The following is an 18,291-nucleotide window of genomic DNA, read 5'->3' as shown; positions in this document are numbered from 1 at the left end:
ATACTGAAGGAGCTTCGGATGACCCTAGCCGCAGCGGCCGGATCGAACCAGCACGCGTACTTGCTGCCGGCCTCCTACGGGCAGCGCCGGCTGTGGTTTCTCGATCTGCTTGAGCCCGCCAGTAATGCCGCGTATATAGAGCATGGCGCGTTGCGGATGCGAGGGCGGCTCGACCGGTCCGTACTCCAGCGTGCGCTCGATGTGTTGGTGGCCCGCCACGAGCCGTTGCGAACCCAGTTTATCGATGTCGATGGGGAGCCGGCGCAGGCCGTCGTGCCGGAACTGAGCGTGCCGATCGAGGTCGAGACGGTCACCGGAGTGCCGGCCGGGGCCACCACCGAGCAGATCAGTTCCGCCCTTGCCGACCAAATCCGGGGCTTCGTCCGTTCCCCATTCGATGTCTCCCGAGCACCACTATTCCGAGCTCGCTTGTTCCGGTTGGCTGACGACGACCATGTGCTGGTCGCAGCCTTCTACCACGCCATCTATGATCAGCTTTCCGGTGGTCTCTTCGTGCAGGAGCTGCTCGCGAGCTACGACGCGTTGCTGGCCGGAACCGAGCTGAAGCTGCCAGAGTTGCCGATTCAGTACGGGGATTTCGCGGCCTGGCAACGGGATTGGATCGGTGGCGAGGAGGAGTCCGAGCAACTGTCATACTGGCAGCAACGACTTGCCGGGCTTCCGCCGTTAGAGCTGCCTACTGACCGGACCCGCCCGGCCGCCCAGACCTTCGAGGGTGCGACCGTCTCCAGGCAGCTGCCCGTCGAGCTGTTGACCCGGCTCGAGGCGATGGCTCGGGAACACAACGCAACCTTGTTCATGACCTTGATGGCGGCGTTGACGGCGGTGCTAGGTCGGCACAGCGGCCAGAAGGACTTTGGTGTCGGTACCCCGGTGTCCGGACGTGAGTCACCCGGACTGGCGTCGCTCATCGGGTTCTTCGTCAACAACCTGGTGATAAGGGCCGACCTAGCTGGAGATCCGACCTTCAGCACCTTGCTTTCGCGTACCCGTGACCAGTGCCTGGCTGGCTACGCGAGAGCCGAGGTTCCCTTCGAACGAGTCCTCGAGCGGCTGCGCCCGGCTCGCGATCTGGCTCGGAGTCCGCTGTTCTCGGTCATGTTTGTGGCGAACCAGAATCCGCTGCCGTCGTTGTCCGCGACTGAGCTGAGTACCGAACTGTTCCGTGTCGACCCCCATACCGCCAAGTTTGACCTGGTGGTCACGTCAATTCCGGAAGCCGCTGGCGGGCTTGTGCTGACCGCGGAGTACAACCGGTCGCTCTATGAGCGGGCCACGGCCGAGCGGTTGCTGGAACACGTGGCAAAATTCCTCGCTGCAGTGGCAGCGGACCCGCAGCAGCGGGTCTCGGCCGTGTCGTTGTTGGATGCTGAGGAGACCGCTCGACTGCGGGCGCTCGGCACCGGCACCCAAACAGCAGTGCCGAACCAGATGTTGCCCGAGGTGGTCCGGGCGCATGCTCGGCTAGATCCGTGCCGGGAGGCGGTCCGGGGGTGTTCCGGGACGTTGAGCTACGGCGAACTGGTCGACCATGCAGATCGGATCGCTGGCGCGCTGCGGGCAGCAGGGGTTCAGCCCGGCCAGCGGATAGGTGTGGCACTGCCTCGCGACCGTGATCTGCCCGCCACATTGCTCGCAGTGATGAGCTGCGGAGCGGCGTACGTGCCGCTCGATCCGGCACTGCCCGCGCCGCGGCTGGAGCGGATGATCGAGGACAGCGGCCTGACGCTCATAGTTACCGGTGCAGGCGATGACCCGATGCCCGCTGCCGGACCTCACCGTATGCCGCTGGCAGCGGCTCTAGCTGGTGAGGTAGCCGATCGGCTGGTACCGAAGGGGGAGGTCCCGACACCGGTACCCGAAAATCCGATTGATGGTATCGCCTATGTCATCTACACATCGGGCTCCACCGGGGTACCCAAAGGCGTGGCGGTTTCTCATCGCAATCTGCTGAACCTGCTCGCAAGCATGGCGGAGCGGCCAGGGCTGAGCGCTGACGACCACTTCGCGGCGGTCACCACCGTCTCTTTTGACATTGCCGGGCTTGAGCTTCTTGGCCCCCTCTGGGTAGGTGGCAGCGTCGATGTCGTTCCCCGGGACGTGGCCGGCGATGGCGCCGCGCTCGCCGATTACCTGGCTGAATCGGGCGCGACCGTAATGCAGGGGACTCCGACCAGTTGGCAGATGCTGCTCGATGCCGGGTGGCGGCCCGGCCCGGGTCTGCGGATCTGGTGCGGTGGCGAGGCACTCCCACCGGAGCTGGCGAACGCGCTAGCCGGTGGCGGCGCTCCGGTCTGGAACCTATATGGTCCGACTGAGACGACAATCTGGTCGACGGCCGCTAGGATCCGCGGTGGTGAACCATGGGTCCCGCTTGGGCAACCAATATCAAACACCGAGCTGTTGGTAGTGGACGAACAACTGCGCCGCGTGCCGGTGGGGGTTCCCGGTGAGTTGCTGATCGGCGGTGTCGGGGTCGCCGTCGGCTATTGGCAGCAGCCGGAGTTGACCGGGCAACGGTTTGTCGTCCACCCAGAAGGCCTTCATCGAGGGCGGGTCTACCGTACTGGCGATATCGTTCGGTGGCGTGACGGCTCCTCACTGGAGTACCTTGGCCGGGCCGATCAACAGGTCAAGATCCGGGGCCACCGAGTCGAGCTGGCAGAGGTCGAGTCGACGTTACGGGCGCTGCCGGAAGTCCGCGATGCAGCTGCTTCGATACAGAACACACCAGCCGGTCCGCGGCTCGTCGGATACGTGATACCGGTCGACGGCACGGACGTTCCCGTGCCAGCCGCGCTACGCGCCGCTTGCCAGCGGCGGCTCCCGGAGTACATGGTTCCCGGGAGCTACGTCACGCTGACCGAGTTTCCGCGCACCTCCAACGGCAAACTCGACCGGGCAGGTTTGCCGGAGCCCGAAGCCGATCTGGCCAGCGTTGGCTACGTCGGCCCCCGCAGCGAACAAGAGCGTGCCTTGGCAGAGATCGTTGCCCAGGTGTTGGGGATCGATCAGGTGGGGGTAAGCGACGACTTCTTCGAGATCGGCGGGCACTCGCTACTTGCCGCGCGGGTGGTCAGCCGGATCCGGGAACGCCTCGGGGTGGCGGCGGGCGTCCGGATGGTCTTCGATCACCCTACCGTTGCGGCGCTGGCGTCAGCGCTCGCGGCATCGCCGACCACGGGCGCGTCGGCAGCGCAGACTCCCCCACGACTGCCGCGTCAGGCACGCGCTGATGGGGTGTTCGAGCTGCCGGCATCTGCCGGCCAGCGACGGCTGTGGGTCCTGCACCAGCTTGACCCGGACAGCTCAGGAGCCTACCTGCTGGCCGGCGCGGTGCGACTGACCGGACTGGTGGACCGTGCGGGACTCGAGCGGGCGTGGGCGGCGGTGGTCGGCCGGCACGAGGCGCTTCGAACATCTTTCGAAGCCCACGACGGTGAGCCCGTCCAGGTGGTCCATCCGGATCTGCACGTACCACTAGAGTTCGTCGACTTGGCGAACGTGGCGGACCCGGCGGCCGCCGCTGAAGTGCTTATGCACGAGCGGCTGACCGTTCCCTTCTTCCTAGACAACCCGCCGTTGGTGCGGGTGACTCTGGTCAGAATCGCGGAGACCGAACATCTCTTGCTGCTCAGTATGCATCACAGCATCGGTGACCAGCAGTCCACGACGATCGTCGTCGGCGACCTGGTTTCGGCATACGAGCAAGCGCTAGGGGGAGACGAGCCACAGTGGTCAACATCGCCGATACAGTTCGCGGACGCCGCGGCAGAACACGAGCGGCAGCTGGCAGACGACTCCGGCGCGGCTGACCTCGCCTACTGGGTCGAACGGCTGTCAGAGCTCCCCGTGCTGGACCTACCGACAGATCGTCCGCGACCACCGGCACTGAGCTACCGGGGCCGACAGCTTCACCGCGAGATTGCGGCGTCGGTGGTCAGTCGGTTGAGTGAAAACGCGCGGGGACGCGGCGCGACCGCGTTCATGGCGGCGGTCGCCAGCTTTCAGCTGATGCTGCACCGGTACTCCGGGCAACGTGACTTCGGCGTCGCTACTCCGGTCGCGGGTCGGGTGGCCAGCACCGAGCAAGTCGTTGGATACTTCGCCAACACCCTGATACTTAGAGCCGACCTGACCACCTCCCGGACGCTGGCCGACGTGCTCGATCAGGTCCGCGATACCTGTCTGGACGCCTATGCACACGCCGATACGCCATTCGATGTACTCGTCGAGCGGTTGGGAGTAGCCCGCGACCTGTCACGGACACCGTTGGCGCAGGTCGGCATTGCGATGGCGGAGCCGGCACCACCATCACATCGGACCTTTGGCGGGCTCCGCGCCGAACCGATCCGATTCGACCCCGGAGTCGCCAAGACTGATCTGACGGTCACGGTCGTGCCGGAGGTCCACGGGGGTTGGCGGCTGGTGGCAGAGTATGCCACCGATATATTCGATTCATCGACTGTAGAGCGGATGCTAGCGCATCTGGAGCTGTTGCTTGAGGAGATCGGCGGTGAACTGGATCGTCCCCTCAGTAGTCTACCGTCGATGCCGCGCGCCGAGGCAGAGCTACTGACCCAGTGGGCGCAAGGACCGGTTGAGGAGATTCCGCAGTCTACGTTGCCCGACTTGTTCGAGCGGCATGTGGCCGAACGGCCGGACCAAGTGGTGGTGATTCACGGCGAGCAGGAGCTGTCCTTCGCTGAGCTCAACAGACGAGCGAATCAGCTCGCCCACCTCCTAATCGATGCAGGCGTCGGTGCCGACGACCTGATCGCCGTGGTCGTGGAGCGGTCGGTCGAGATGGTCGTGGCGGTCTTGGCGGTACACAAGGCCGGCGGCGCCTACCTGCCGATCGACCCGAGCTACCCGCCCGAGCGAGTTGCGCTGCTGATCGAGGATGCCGCCGCGGAGTTGGTGTTGACCCAGGGACGTTTCGCTGACCGCATTTCGGCACCTCAGGCACGGGTGATCCGGCTGGATGACGAGCCAGCCGTCGACCACCCGACCAGTAATCCGCCGCGCCGGTGCGGGCCCGGCGACTTGGCGTACGTGATCTATACGTCGGGCTCGACCGGCACACCCAAGGGAGTGTGCGTGGAACACCGCTCGGTGGTGAATCTGTGGCTGACCCGACATCTGGCAGGACTTCATGCGGAGAGTCGGGTGCTGCAGTTTGCGCCGTTCAGCTTCGACGTGTCGGTGCTAGAAATGGTGTTCACCCTGTTTGGCGGAGCGCCGTTGGTGATTCCGGAGCCCGCGGACCTGGCCGGCGGAGTGGAAATCGTACAGTTGATCAACCGGCAGCGGGTCACCTTCACCTTCATCCCTCCGTCGTTGTTGGCCCACCTAGCGCCGGAGCACCTGCCCACCGTCGAGGTGGTTGGCTCCGGCGGCGAAGACTGTCCCGCTGAGGTGGCCGAAGCCTGGGGCGGCCGGAAGAGGTTCCTGATCGGATATGGCCCCACCGAGTGCACCGTCTTCTCGACGGTGACCGATGAGATCGTTGGTGGCGGGCACCCGCCGATTGGCCGACCAATCGTCAACACCATTGCGCGGGTCTATGACCCGGAGCTGCGTCCGTGCCCGGTGGGGGTGCCGGGCGAGCTTTACCTCGGGGGAGCCGGCCTTGCGCGGGGGTACCTGCGTCGTCCGGACCAGACCGCGGTCGCCTTTCTCACGCACCCCGGAACCAACGAGCGCCTCTACCGCACCGGCGATGTCGTGCGGTGGCTGCCCGACGGGAACCTAGAGTTCATCGGGCGAATTGACGACCAGGTCAAGGTGCGGGGTTTCCGGATCGAACTGGGCGAAATCGCAGCGGCGATGCGGACCCATCCCCTGGTAGCGGAGGCGGTCGCCGCGATCCGCGAAGATAGCCCCAACGACCAGCGGATTGTGGGCTACGTGACGATGCCCTCGGAGCCGGCGGCAGCGGACGAGGCAGGTCCGGAGCTGCCGGCCCGGGACCTGTTGGCGGCGCAGGTGCGGGAAGCGGTCCAGGAACGGCTGCCCCAGTACATGGTTCCTGCTGCGGTGGTGGTGCTCCCTACGCTCCCGCTCACCCCCAATGGCAAGGTCGACCGGCGGGCATTGCCAGCCCCGGACAGTCACGGAACTCGGCGCGCCTATGTGGCGCCCCGTACCGGAACTGAGCGACGGCTGGCGCGGCTGATGGCGGAAGCTCTCAAGGTCGAGCAGGTCGGCCGCGAGGACGACTTCTTCAGCCTAGGTGGGCATTCTCTGCTGGCGGCACGGTTGCATGCCAAGGTCCGGCAACTCTGGGGTGTCGAGCTACCGCTCCGGGTGCTGTTCGAGCGTCCTCAAGTGGCGGCATTGGCTGAGTATCTCGACCAGGCCGGCGCGATCGACCTGGCGACGGCAGCGGCCGAGCATGCGGCGACGCTACACGCCGAGGTTTCGCTACCCGCGGACATTCAGCCGATTGGACAGGTTCAGTGGCCCTCGGGCGCCTCGGTGTGCCTGGTCACCGGAGCCACCGGTTTCCTGGGTGGTTCCTTGGTCGAACAACTGGTCGCCTCCGGGGAGACGGTGTGGTGCCTGGTCCGTGGCGCCGATGACGCCGAGGCGCAGCAGCGGCTGGAGCAGCGGCTGGCCGAGCTCCACCGTTGGTCTCCGGAGTGGCGGAGCCGCGTACGTGCGATCGCGGGTGACCTGGGCGCCTTGCGATTTGGCCTTGCCGAGGGCGACTTCGTTGCGCTCGCCCGGCAGATTGATGTGATCTATCACTGCGGCGCGCTGGTCGACTTCTCTCGCCCATACTCAATGTTGCGGGAGGTAAACGTCCAGGGCACTGTGGAGGTTCTTCGGCTCGCGACTCTGGAGCGTCCGATCCCGGTGCACTACGTGTCCACCATGTCAGTTTTTGCCGGACTCGCCGAGCCTGGCGAGGAAGCCGGCCTGGCCCCCGACCGGCTGTGCGAGGGACACCTGCCCGACAATCCGCCCCCACCGCAGGACAGCGGTTATGCACAAAGCAAGTGGGTCGCCGAAAAAATTGTGGCGCTGGCGCGGAGTCGTGGGCTGCCGGTGGCGGTCTACCGGCCGGGCCGGATCGGCGGCGATCGGCATACCGGCATCTGTAGCACGGATGACCTGGTGAGCCAGGTGATTCGGGCCTGTGTCGTGACCGGGCTGGTGCCTGACCGGGGGATGGCAACCGACCTGGTACCGGTCGACTACCTCGCAGCCGCGATCTGCCGGCTGGCTGGCCGCCGAGCGTCCAACGGCCGTACTTTCCACTTCTCACTGGCTCGCAAGGTGAGGATCGCCGAGCTAGCGGAGGTGCTCGTCAGCCGCGGTTGGCCGGCTCGTCGGGTTCCGCCGACCGAGTGGTATGCGGCGGTACTCGCCGCCCTCGAAGAAGGCGATGATCGGCTTGCTCCGGTGGCGATGGTCTACGGACCGATGATCGAAAGTGGCGACGGCATCCCCGATGAACCGGTCTTCGACACCACCAACACCCGGCGGTTGCTTGGGGAAGAGCTCCCGCCGCCGGTGGTAGACGCCGAGGTGCTGGGCCGATACGTCGACACCATGACTACGACCGGTTTTCTATCACCGCCTTCCACCCCATCGCCGGTCAACGGGAGGCCGACAAATGACGGGAGGAAACGATGAACCTCGATCGTCCGATTATCGTCGCCGGGGGCGGGATCGGTGGCCTTACGGCGGCGCTGGCGATGCATCGCAACGGAGTCCCGGTCGCCGTGTATGAACGCCGCACTGAGGAGGACATTCTGGGTGCGCCCGGCAGCGGGCTGACGGTGTGGAGCAATGCAGCTACCCCGCTGGGCTGGCTGGGTCTGACCAAGCAGCTGCTCGCTCGGAGCCAGCAGATCCACGCCATCCACAGCTACGATGCGAAAGGGCGGCCACGGTTTCTCCTCTCTACAAACAAGCACATTCATCCCGGTGCCCTGCCGTCCCTGTCGATCGGGCGGTTTGACCTCGCCGACATCTTGATGTCGGCCTGCCGGGATCGTGGCATCGAAGTGAATTACGGTGTCGGGGTCACCGGGTATCAGACCGCCCCGGACCACGTTGTAGTGGCGACCACGGATCAGCCGGTGGTCGGGGCCGCGTTGGTCGGCGCAGACGGTGTGCGGTCGGCGGTGCTCGGGCAGTTGCATGGCCGGATCCCGGAGCGCTACATCGGGCGCACCACTTACCGGGGAGTGGCTCAAGGCGCCAAGGATCTGCCGCCCGGGGTGCCGCAGCTGTTTCGGGACGACGCTAGCGGTATCGGCGGTGGGGTCTACCCGATCGCTGATGACCGCGCGGCGTGGACCTTGTCCGTGCGGGCCCCCGCGGGCGAGCGGGATGAGCCCGGGCAGCAACAAGCGCGGGCGATGGAGCTGGCGCGAGTGATGCCGGCCGCGATCCGAGACCGAGTCGCCCGAACCTCCGACGAGGCGATCATTCGGACGGACATCTGGTATCACGAATGGCATCAGCACTGGGGCGAGGGTCTCGTGACGTTACTTGGCGACGCCGCCCACGCGATGCCTAATGATCTCGGGCAGGGGGCCTGCCAAGCGATCGAGGACGCGGTGGTGCTGGCCGACGCATTGGCCGCGCGTGACTTTTCGACGCCGGGACAGCTCCCAGCGGCACTACGCGATTATGAGCAGCGACGGTTCGATCGGGTGAAGTGGGTGCGGGCGCAGTCGGTTCAGGTGGCAACAGCGCCCGAGCCCACAAATGTGTTGCTGCGTTGGATGATGCGGCAGCTTGCCCGCGCCTACCTGTCCTTGGCAGAGAAGCCAATGTGGCGGACGATGCAGCGGGTTCCGGAGCTGACGGCCGCGGACACGCCCCTGGCGGCGGCGGCACAGAGCCGGGAAGCATGACGACCGACACGCCCGCGCCGTTGACCTGGTTGCCGCCAGCCGACGAGCGGTGGCGAGCGACCGTGGCCGATTTCGCGGCTGGGTCGATCGGACCCCGGGTCCGGAGCATGGACGAGACCGGCCAGGTGGATCCCGACCTGCTACGAGAGCTGTTCAAAGCCGGCCTGATGGGGATCGAGATTCCGGCCGCATACGGCGGGGTTGGCGGTGACCTCTTCCAGGTTGTGCTGGGGATCGCCGAAGTGGCTCGGGTGGATCCTTCAGTGGCAGTCCTGGTCGATGTGCAAAATGCACTGGTCGCCAGCGCACTGTTGCGGCATGGCAGCGGCGACCAGCGACGCCGGCAGCTGCCTCGGCTGGCAACCCGCACGGTGGCCGCTTACGCCATCTCCGAAGCAGCGGCCGGCAGCGACGCCTTCGCGATGGAGACCACCGCCTACCCAGACGGGCCGGGGTACCGGTTGTCGGGGACCAAGTGCTGGACAAGCAGTGCCCGGGAGGCCGGCTTGTTCCTCGTCTTCGCGAAGCTGCATGGGCAAGGTCTGACCGCTTTCCTGGTCGAGCGAGAGCTGACCGGCGTGGAAGTCGGCGAGCCGATCACGAAGCTCGGCCTCCGGGCGAGCGCAACCTGCGAGGTGCGTCTCACCGATGTGAAGGTCAAACGAGCCGACGTGGTGGGCGGCGTGGGCGGCGGCGAAGTGCTGGCAGCCGAGACTCTCGCCATCGGGAAGCTTGGAATCGCCGCCCAGCAGGTGGGCCTAGCCGACGGTGCGCTTGCGGCAGCTGTCGGCTACGCGGGGGCCCGGCATCAATTCGGCCAGCCAATTGGGGACTTCCAGGGCGTCTCTTTCCCGTTGGCAAGGATCGCCGCCGAACTCGCGGCAGCCCGAACCCTCCTCTACAACACAGCCCGGCTCATTCAGCGGGGCGGCGCTCCGGCAGAGCGACTACGGGAGGCAGCCATGGCCAAGTACTTCGCCGCCGAGGTGGCCGAGCGGGCTGCGAGCCAATCGGTAGAGACGCTGGGAGGAAATGGGTATGTTTCGGACTACCCGGTGGCGAAGTTCTATCGGGACGCAAAGGCCGGGAAGATCTATGAAGGAACCTCCAACATGCAGTTTCGGACGATCTACAGCACACTCGAGTTTCAACGACCGAGCCAACCGAGCGACCAGGCGGCGGAGTGACATATGTCTGACCTGCTGCTCTTCTGCCTTCCCTATGCCGGTGGTTCGGCTCCCCGGGTCTATGGTGAGTGGGCGCACCGCGTCCCCGAGCCGATCCAGGTAGTACCTCTGGAGCTGCCCGGTCGCGGGGCGCGCATCGCCGAGCCGTTGTTGACCCGGGTAAACGCACTCACCGATGACGCACTCGGGGCGGTCCTACCGCGAGTGGATCGTCCATTCGCCTTGTTTGGGCACAGCCTTGGGGCACTGATCGCCTTTGAGTTGGCCCGGCGCCTTGAGCACCTGCATCGGCGGGTTCCGGCCCACGTAATCGTCTCCGGACACGGTGCTCCGCAGCTGCCGCCTTCTCCGGAGACCGACTACCAGCTGCCCATGCCCGAGTTCAAGCGGCGACTGCGGGACCTGGCGGGTACCCCGGAAGAGATCCTCGCCAATGAGGAGCTTCTGGAGCTGTTCGCGCCGATTATTCGGGCTGACTTCGAGGCGGCTGACACCTATCGGTACCGGCCGACACCCCGGTTGAGTTGCCCGTTGACGGTCTACGGTGGGCTGACGGATCCGGAAGCCGAGGTATCGACCCTATCGCCGTGGCAGGAGCAGACCAGCGCACACTGCGCGGTGCGAGTCCTTCCCGGCGGCCACTTTTTTCTGCACCACGAGACCGATGCCTTGTTGGCAGGGGTCGTCGATGACCTGCTTGCCGCGCTAGCGAGCGATGTGCACTAGTCTATGTCGTCCAGAAACGAGAGGACTTGTAGATGCGTTTTCGTCCAGGCTTCTATAACACCCTGTATCGCCTGAAGGTGGCGCCCTGGGACACTGGTTGCCGACCCGTACTCACGGAGCTTGTCGACGCTGGCAGGCTCACGCCAGCCGACTACCCGGCTGTCGCCGATCTGGGTTGTGGCACGGGTGCTGAGTCTGTGTATCTCGCGAGCAAGGGTTTCGACCCGGTAGTGGGAGTGGACTTCTCGCCAGTGGCGATTCGTCGGGCAACTGCTCGGGCGGAGGCTGCTGGCGTCGCCCACCGTTGCCACTTCTATCAGGCAGACTTGACAGCTCCCGAGGTACCCGGCATGACCCGCACTTTCGACCTGATCTGCGACTTCGGTGTGGTCGACGACACCGAGCAGGAGGATCGCGAGGCAGCGGTGCGGTTGATCCACCGCATCAGTCGGCCGGGTTCGGTAGTGCTGATCTGGGCGTTTCAGGGCGACAAGTCGAAGAAACGCTGGCCGGCAACGATTGCGCCGATGCTCGCTCCGGGGGAGGAGAAGGCCCTCTTTGGCGAGTGCTTCGACATCGAGTACCTGCCGACCCGCCCGAACACCTTAATGCTGTGGATGACCAGGAGGACTCAATGATCGACCGTTCGCAGCCGATGATTGTCGCGGGCGCTGGTGTGGGTGGCCTTACCGCTGCCTTAGCAATGGCCAGAAACAGCATCCCAGTGCGGGTATACGAGCGTCGTAGCGCCGACGAGATCGATCGTTCCGCTGGTTTCGGCCACACCATCTGGGCGAATGCGACCACCTTGCTCGCTGGCCTGGGGCTGGGGACGCAGCTCGAAAGCATCGGCGACCGGCTTCTCGCGGCAGAGAACCGCGATCCTCGTCAGCGGCTGATATTCCGGATGGAGATGGGGAAGGTGGTGCCACCAGAAGCAGAACCTGCGCTCGGTATCGGACGGGGCGACCTGATTCGGATGCTCGCGGACGCTTGCCGCGGCGTGGGTATCGAGATCACCTACGGCGTACCGGTGGTCGGGTATCGTCACGATGCCGACCGGGTGGCCGTCCGGCTTGGCAATGGCGAGGATGTGGCCGGAGCCGGCCTCGTCGGGGCCGACGGGGTGCGCTCGACCGTCCTCAACCAGATGCATCAAGGTCTTCAGCCCCTCGACACCGGCCGGTCCACCTACCGCGGACTTACCGTCGGCACCTGCGGCCTGCAGCGTGGCATCGTTCACCTGTTCTCCGACCCAGCGACCGGGATAGGCGGTGGCGCTTGGCTGGTCGGAGGAGACCGAGTGGTGTGGACACTATCCTACCGGCGCCCTGCCGAGGGCGACGATCCGCAGGGGCCGTGGCAGCGCGCGAGAGAACTCGCCGATGAGCTCGGCGAGTTGCCATCGACATTTGTCGCCCATACGCCGCCCGAGGTGGCGAGCCGCACCCATGTCTTCTATCTGCCATGGCTAGACAACTGGGGTGATGGCCGAGTGACATTGTTGGGGGACGCCGCGCATGCGATGCCGACCGAGCTCGGCCAAGGGGCTTGCCAGGCCATTGAGGATGGCGTGGTGCTCGCCGACTCACTCGCGGTCTCTGCCGATGTGCCCTCGGGCCTGCGCCACTACGAGGAACGTCGCCGGCAACGGGTATGGTGGATCCGACAGCAGGTACTCCGGGCGAACAGTTTCAAGCCCATCCGGAATTCGCTGCTGCGGTGGGCCTTCACCCGTGTAGGCAAGCTAGTCATTGCCGCCAAAGCCCCACAGATGTGGCGACAGATCCAAGAACCGCCGGAGTTGTACTACGGGATGGCGGCACAGCGGCCTTAAGTCCGCCGCTGGCCGGTGGCCAGGGGGGGACTACCCGTGGTAGAGCGAGCGCCGGGGTCAACTGGATGACGGTGGGTCAGTTCCGCGGGCGGCGGTCGGCGCATCCGCAGGTTGGCTGGCGGCCCCCCGCTCCTCGCGGATAAACAGTGCCAGCAGTGTGGCGGCGAAGGCCGCGGCTGCGGCCGCGAGTAGTCCCCATCGGATTCCGCTGGCGAGCGCTTCGATGACGAGTGCCTCAGCCCGCGAGTCGGTGCTGGCTTCGAGTCCTTCCCCGGGTATCCGGGCAAGGTCGGCCGGGTTGGCGGTAGTGAGCCCAGCGGAATCGGCGCCAGCGGCGGCCGTGCGCTGGTAACCGGCGGTCACCAGGGCGGTGAGAACAGCGATTCCCACCAACGCCCCAACCTGCTTGCCGGTCTCGCCGGTCGCCGAGGCGATCGCGGTTCGCTCTGAAGGCACGCTACCCATAAGTGCGCTGTGAGCCGGCGGGATCGTAAGGCCGATACCGAGGCCGAGAAGGATCAGCAGTGGCCACCAGTCCTGGTAGTCGGACCGGCCCACCTCCTGGCTAATCAGCAGCAGGCTGCCGCCGATTAGTGCGGTACCGGCGGCGGTCGGCAATCTGGAGCCTAGTCGGCCTGCGACGAGTCCGCCGAGTAGCGAGGCAACGATTACGGAGAGCATGGCCGGGAGGAATCGGATTCCCGCCTCCGCCGGCGTGTAGCCGAGTACCTGCTGGAGCAGCAGGCTGAGCAGAAGGAACGCCGCATACATCCCAAATGCGGTGAGTGCTAGGACTGCAGCGGCGGCGGCGAAGGTCCGGTAGCGGAAGAGCTCCAGCCGGATCATCGGGGCGCGGACCCTACGTTCAACCACCACCAGGGCGGTAAGCGCGGCGACGGCGATGGCCGCGCAAGTAATGATCAGTGGGGATAGCCAACCGAGCCGGGAGCCCTCTATCAGGGTGAAGGTCAGCGCCCCGAGGCCGGTGATGGTAAGCAGTTGGCCGGCCGGGTCCAGGCCGGGACGAGGCGTTTGGGGCAGGCTAGCGTCCGGCTTCGCGCTACCCCGGAGCTCTGGGCTCCGTAGCACTGCCGCGCCGAGCAGGAGCGTGAGCAGTCCGATCGGTAGGTTGATGAGGAATACGGCACGCCAGCCCCAGGTGTGGGCGAGTACACCGCCGATGACCGGGCCCAGGATGAGTGCCAGGCCCGAGACTCCCGACCAGATGCCGAAGGCCTTTGCGCGATCCCGTGAACCCGGAAAAGTCAGGGTCAGGATCGCCAGGGTCTGCGGCACCACGAGCGCCGCACCAATTCCCTGCACCAACCGGCCGACGATCAGAATTTCGAGGTCGGGAGCGTAGGCGCAGACCGCGGAACCGGTGGTGAAGACCGCTACCCCGACAAGGAAGGTCGGGGCTGGTCCCCACCGGTCGCCGAGAGCGCCAGCTGGCAGGAGCAGCGCTGCGAAGACCACCATGAACGCATTCGCCACCCAGATCACGCTGGCCAGGTCGGCACGGAGATCCGCCTGGATGGCGGGCAATACCAGGCTGAGCGCCGTGCTCTCCAGAAGGGACATAAACAGGGCCAGGCACATTACCAGCATTGTCAACGGGCGGCTGGCGACGTTAGTGGAGGCGGCGCCCACTCGGGACTCCTTATCGTGATGCAGAGGGTGACCGATGTCCACACTTTCGCCCTGCCGTCCGCGGGACAAGCCGCGAAGGTGGGCGGCGACCGGGCAGCCCGATCGGGTACCCCAGGCGCCCGATTGTCCGGGCTGATCAACGGCTGTTGCCGTGCCAGTCGCGCTGTAGCGTGGTGGACGTCGTTGAGAGGAGACGGTCGTGACTGCCCCGGTTCCGGTTTCCATCCGCGCGTCGGCCAACGAGAACCCGTTCCCCCCGCCGCCAAGTGTCCTGACGGCGATTCGGGAAGCGAGCGGGACGATCAACCGTTATCCGGAGGCCTACCCGGACACGTTGGCGGCGGCGATCGCCGCCCATCACGGCGTAACGGAGGCGCAGGTCGCGGTCGGGGCCGGTGGGGCAGGCCTAATCCAGCAGATGCTGCATCTGACGAAGCAGGCTCGCGGCGAGATCGTGATCGGCTGGCGTTCGTTCGAAGGGTATCCGTTGATCGCCAACGCGATGAAGGTGCCGGTGCGTCGGGTGCCGCTCCGCGGCGCCGAGCAGGATCTGTTAGCGACCGCGAAGGCAGTCCGGCGGCGGTCTCGGGTGGTCTTTGTCTGCAATCCGAACAACCCGACCGGCACCCCTGTGTCCGAGGCTGATGTCAACCGGCTGTTGGGTCGGGTGTCCAGGCGTACTTTCGTGGTGCTCGACGAGGTGTATCGGGACTTCACTACCGAGCCTGGAGCGGCCGACGGGATCGAGCTGCTCCGTAGTGGCCGTTACCCGAACCTCATTGTTCTTCGTAGCTTCTCCAAAGCGTACGGGTTGGCGGACCTGCGGCTGGGATACGCACTGGGGCCGCCTGGGCCGATCGCTGCGTTGCGTGGGGTCACCATGCCCTTCCTCGTGTCAACGGTGTCGCAGCGGGCAGCCCTGGCGGCGCTCGCCGCGGAGCCGGAGTACCAGCAGCAGCGAGCGACGATCGCCGCAGAACGGGACCGGGTGGCGGCGCAGCTGCGGAGAGCGGGTTATTCGGTGCCGAATTGCCAGGGCAACTTCGTCTGGCTGCCCCTAGCTGACCAGGCAGCGGACTTCGGTGCGGCCTGTGCCGAGGCCGGGATGCAGGTGCACGCTTTCGACGGTGACGGGGTGCGGGTTAGCATCGGCGACCAAGCCAGTAACGAGGTGCTCCTGCGCGTCGCTGAGCAGTTCCCGCGCTCGTGACCCGGTGACCGCCCGGTCATTGTTCGGCGACAGCAGCGAGCACGTTGGTGCGCGCCGCCCGCAGCGCCGGGAGCAGCGCCGCCAGCACTCCCACCACCGCCGCGATCCCGAGGTAGGTAGCGAGTTCACCGAGCGGGACAGCTAGCTCGGTGACCCCCTCGTCCTGCAGGGCATTCACCACAGCGGCGCCCAGCCCACTACCGACGGCGATCCCGAGGACCGCGCCGAGGAGTGAGATCACCACCGACTCGACAATGATCATGCGAACCACGGATCCGCGTGTCAACCCTATCGCTCGCAGCATGCCGAGCTCTCTGGTCCGCTCGATGACCGACAAGACCAGGGTGTTGATGATACCGAGAACGGCGATCAGGATCGCCAGCGCCAGCAACAGCTGAACCATGACGATGACAAAGTCGAACTGGCTGACCTGCTGTTCGATGTAGGAGCTCTGGTCCACGACCGACACTTCTGGGCTGTCGGCCAGCAATGCGGCGATCTCTCGTCGGTTGTCGTCAACAGCGGCTCCTTCGGCCAGGCTGACAAAGCCGACGATCGGTTGCGGAACGTCGAATTGGGAGGTGGATGCCAGCGGCAGAATCGCCCCGCCCACCACCGGGGCCGGCTCGTAGATGCCGACCACGCGATGTGGCTCAGCCTCGCCACGAGACAGGGTGAAGGTGACTTGAGAACCGATGCTGAGCGCCAAGGCCTCGGCAACGTCCTGGTCGACGACTACGTCGCTGGGGCCGAGGGTCTCCAACACCCCCTCGGTGGCGGTCAAGCTCAGGATGTCATTGAGTACGGCCAGATCGTCGGTGGCATCGACATGGAGGTGTTCGCCGCGGTAGGTCACCCGGTCCCGGTAGAGCCCGCTGGCGGCGACCACCCCGGGCAGCTCCGCGGCGCGTTCGATGACCTCGGCGTCGAAACTTGCGGGCCGAGCTCCGGCGGCTTCACCAGCGATCATCAGGTCGGCGGCGATAGTGTCCTCGGATTGCCGAGTGATGCTCTGCTTCGCCGAGCTGACGACGACACCGACGCCTGCCACCAGCGCTACCCCGACCATCAGGGCGCTGGCGGTGACCGCCGTCCGGCGAGGGTTTCGGCCCGAATTGAGCCGTCCCAGCTGGCCCGATACCGACCAGGAGAAGACCAACCCCAGCACGGAAACTGCGGGGCGGACCACCACCGGGGTCAGGACAGTCACCCCGATCAAGCTGACCAGGACCCCGGCCAGGACCGCCCAGAGTGGGTTCTCGCCGGCGTGGCCGAGGAGCCCCAACAGTAATGTTCCGGCGCCAGCGGCGCTGATGGCACCGCCGACGATCGCCCGCCGTGACAACGGTTGGTCGCTGGTGGTGACCTTCTGCAACGCGGCGACCGGTGGTACCCGCGACGCACGTAGCGCCGGGCTGAGCGCGGCCCCGAGCGTCACGACGATGCCCACCAACAGCGGGACGGCGATCGTCGTCGCGCTTACCGAGATCTCCGCGATCGGCAGCGCGATGAAGCCAGCCGCAAGGTGCGCGAGCAACGCGCCAACCCCGATGCCGCTCGCGATCCCGGCGGCGGCGGCTAGCACCGCAATGACCAGCGCCTCCAGCAGCACAGACAAGACCACTTGCCGCCGGCTCGCGCCGATCGCCCGAGTCAACGCCAACTCCCGGGTCCGCTGGGCGATGACGATCGAAAACGTATTCAGGATGAGGAATACTCCGACAAATAGCGCGATGCCGGCGAATCCGAGGAGGATGTACTGGAAGAAGGTGAGCCCTTGCTGGAGCTGGTCGGCCTGCTGGCTCGCGTACTCCTCGCCGGTTCGTACTCGGAAATTGTCACCGACCGCTGCGGCGATTTCGTCGCGGAGGATGTCTGGCGCAGGCCCGTCCCCCTGCACCTCGATGAGGGTCCATACCCCCGGCTCTCCGAGCATCAGCTGCTGAGCGGTGCCATCAGTGAATGCCACCTCATGCACTCCGCCGACCGAGTCCCTACCGCCCGCGAAGCCGTAGATGCCCACCAGTGTGAATGTCTGCTTGGGCTCTCGAGTCAGGATCTCGATCTCGTCGCCGACCTGGAACTCGCCGACTCTGGCCAGCTCCGCGTTGACGGCGACTTCGCTGTCTTCGGTCGGTCCACGCCCCTCCCGAAGCTCGACGATGCCGCGCTCACCGGTCCAGTTCACCCCGAGCCGGGGCGGTCCGAACGAGGCGATCACCTGTCCATCGCTGCCGACCACCCGGGCACCGTCGGCCCGGACCAGGCCCGTGGCTTGCGAAACGCCCGGCACCGCGGTGATCTCAGCTAGCACCGAGCCAGGCAGGTTCGGCACGTGTTCACCGTCGAGTGCGCCGCCCTCCTCACCGTCGCCCTGCACCCAGACATCGCTGTGGCCGTAAGCGTCGGAGAAGACGGCGTCGAAAGATCGACTTAGGGTGTCGGTGAGGACCAAGCTACCGGCGACAAACATCACCCCGATAAGGACAGCTAGCCCGGACAGCACTAGCCGCAGCTTACGGTGCAGCATCGCAGCGAAGGTAGCGCGAAGCATGAGGACTTTACCTCCCGGTCTGCGGCTATGGGTTTGCGTCCATGGTCTTCCACTAAAGATGTCACCACATCCTGCCCTCGGATGAAGGGAACCCCGGGCCGGGCGAGGCGGGCACGAGACATCGGAGGTACCCGATCGGGTACCTGGCGGGCGCCCTGCCAGCTAAACCAGTCGGTCGTTGTCCAGTCGGCAATCTGGTCGGTACGGTCCGAGAAGACCGTTCCTCCTGG

The 18,291-nt window shown here is 66.0% G+C and carries 9 protein-coding genes; 7 read left to right on the top strand and 2 right to left on the bottom strand.

What is annotated here, in order from left to right; all coding sequences use genetic code 11:
• The first annotated feature begins 18 nt into the window (after positions 1-18).
• From JQS43_RS21080 to JQS43_RS21055, 6 genes are read left to right on the top strand one after another with little or no spacing between them, the layout of a single operon-like run.
• Entirely contained in the window at positions 19-7,665 is a 7,647-nt protein-coding gene (locus JQS43_RS21080) for a non-ribosomal peptide synthetase (RefSeq protein ID WP_239676112.1), read from the top strand.
• Positions 7,662-8,897 (top strand): FAD-dependent monooxygenase, encoded by a 1,236-nt coding sequence (locus JQS43_RS21075; RefSeq protein WP_239676111.1) that lies wholly within the window; start codon positions 7,662-7,664, stop codon positions 8,895-8,897. The genes JQS43_RS21080 and JQS43_RS21075 overlap by 4 nt, the downstream gene beginning before the upstream one ends.
• On the top strand, positions 8,894-10,084 hold the full coding sequence (locus JQS43_RS21070; protein ID WP_239676110.1) for an acyl-CoA dehydrogenase family protein: 1,191 nt from the start codon (positions 8,894-8,896) through the stop codon (positions 10,082-10,084). The genes JQS43_RS21075 and JQS43_RS21070 overlap by 4 nt, the downstream gene beginning before the upstream one ends.
• Positions 10,085-10,087: 3 nt before the next feature.
• Positions 10,088-10,810: a thioesterase II family protein gene (locus JQS43_RS21065; RefSeq protein WP_239676109.1), complete on the top strand. Its 723-nt coding sequence runs from the start codon at positions 10,088-10,090 to the stop codon at positions 10,808-10,810.
• A 32-nt stretch (positions 10,811-10,842) separates the two neighbouring features.
• On the top strand, positions 10,843-11,448 hold the full coding sequence (locus tag JQS43_RS21060; RefSeq protein WP_239676108.1) for a class I SAM-dependent methyltransferase: 606 nt from the start codon (positions 10,843-10,845) through the stop codon (positions 11,446-11,448).
• A complete protein-coding gene (locus tag JQS43_RS21055; RefSeq protein WP_239676107.1) occupies positions 11,445-12,647 on the top strand; it encodes an FAD-dependent oxidoreductase in 1,203 nt (400 codons plus the stop codon). The genes JQS43_RS21060 and JQS43_RS21055 overlap by 4 nt, the downstream gene beginning before the upstream one ends.
• A gap of 57 nt (positions 12,648-12,704) precedes the next feature.
• Here the strand turns inward: JQS43_RS21055 and JQS43_RS21050 are convergent, their stop codons facing one another.
• On the bottom strand, positions 12,705-14,297 hold the full coding sequence (locus JQS43_RS21050) for an MFS transporter (RefSeq protein WP_239676106.1): 1,593 nt from the start codon (positions 14,295-14,297) through the stop codon (positions 12,705-12,707).
• Between the two features lie 199 nt (positions 14,298-14,496).
• Here JQS43_RS21050 and JQS43_RS21045 point away from each other — a divergent pair, with 199 nt between their 5' ends.
• Entirely contained in the window at positions 14,497-15,507 is a 1,011-nt protein-coding gene (locus JQS43_RS21045; RefSeq protein WP_239676105.1) for an aminotransferase class I/II-fold pyridoxal phosphate-dependent enzyme, read from the top strand.
• A gap of 16 nt (positions 15,508-15,523) precedes the next feature.
• On the opposite strand, the gene JQS43_RS21040 is transcribed toward JQS43_RS21045, so the two are convergent.
• Positions 15,524-18,061 carry an ABC transporter permease gene (locus tag JQS43_RS21040; protein WP_239676104.1) on the bottom strand — a complete coding sequence of 846 codons (2,538 nt, stop codon included), beginning with the start codon at positions 18,059-18,061 and terminating at the stop codon, positions 15,524-15,526.
• Positions 18,062-18,291: the final 230 nt, after the last annotated feature.

Source organism: Natronosporangium hydrolyticum, assembly GCF_016925615.1.
In the GTDB taxonomy this organism is placed as follows: Bacteria; Actinomycetota; Actinomycetes; order Mycobacteriales; family Micromonosporaceae; genus Natronosporangium; species Natronosporangium hydrolyticum.
This window is presented reverse-complemented; position numbering and strand designations above follow the sequence as displayed.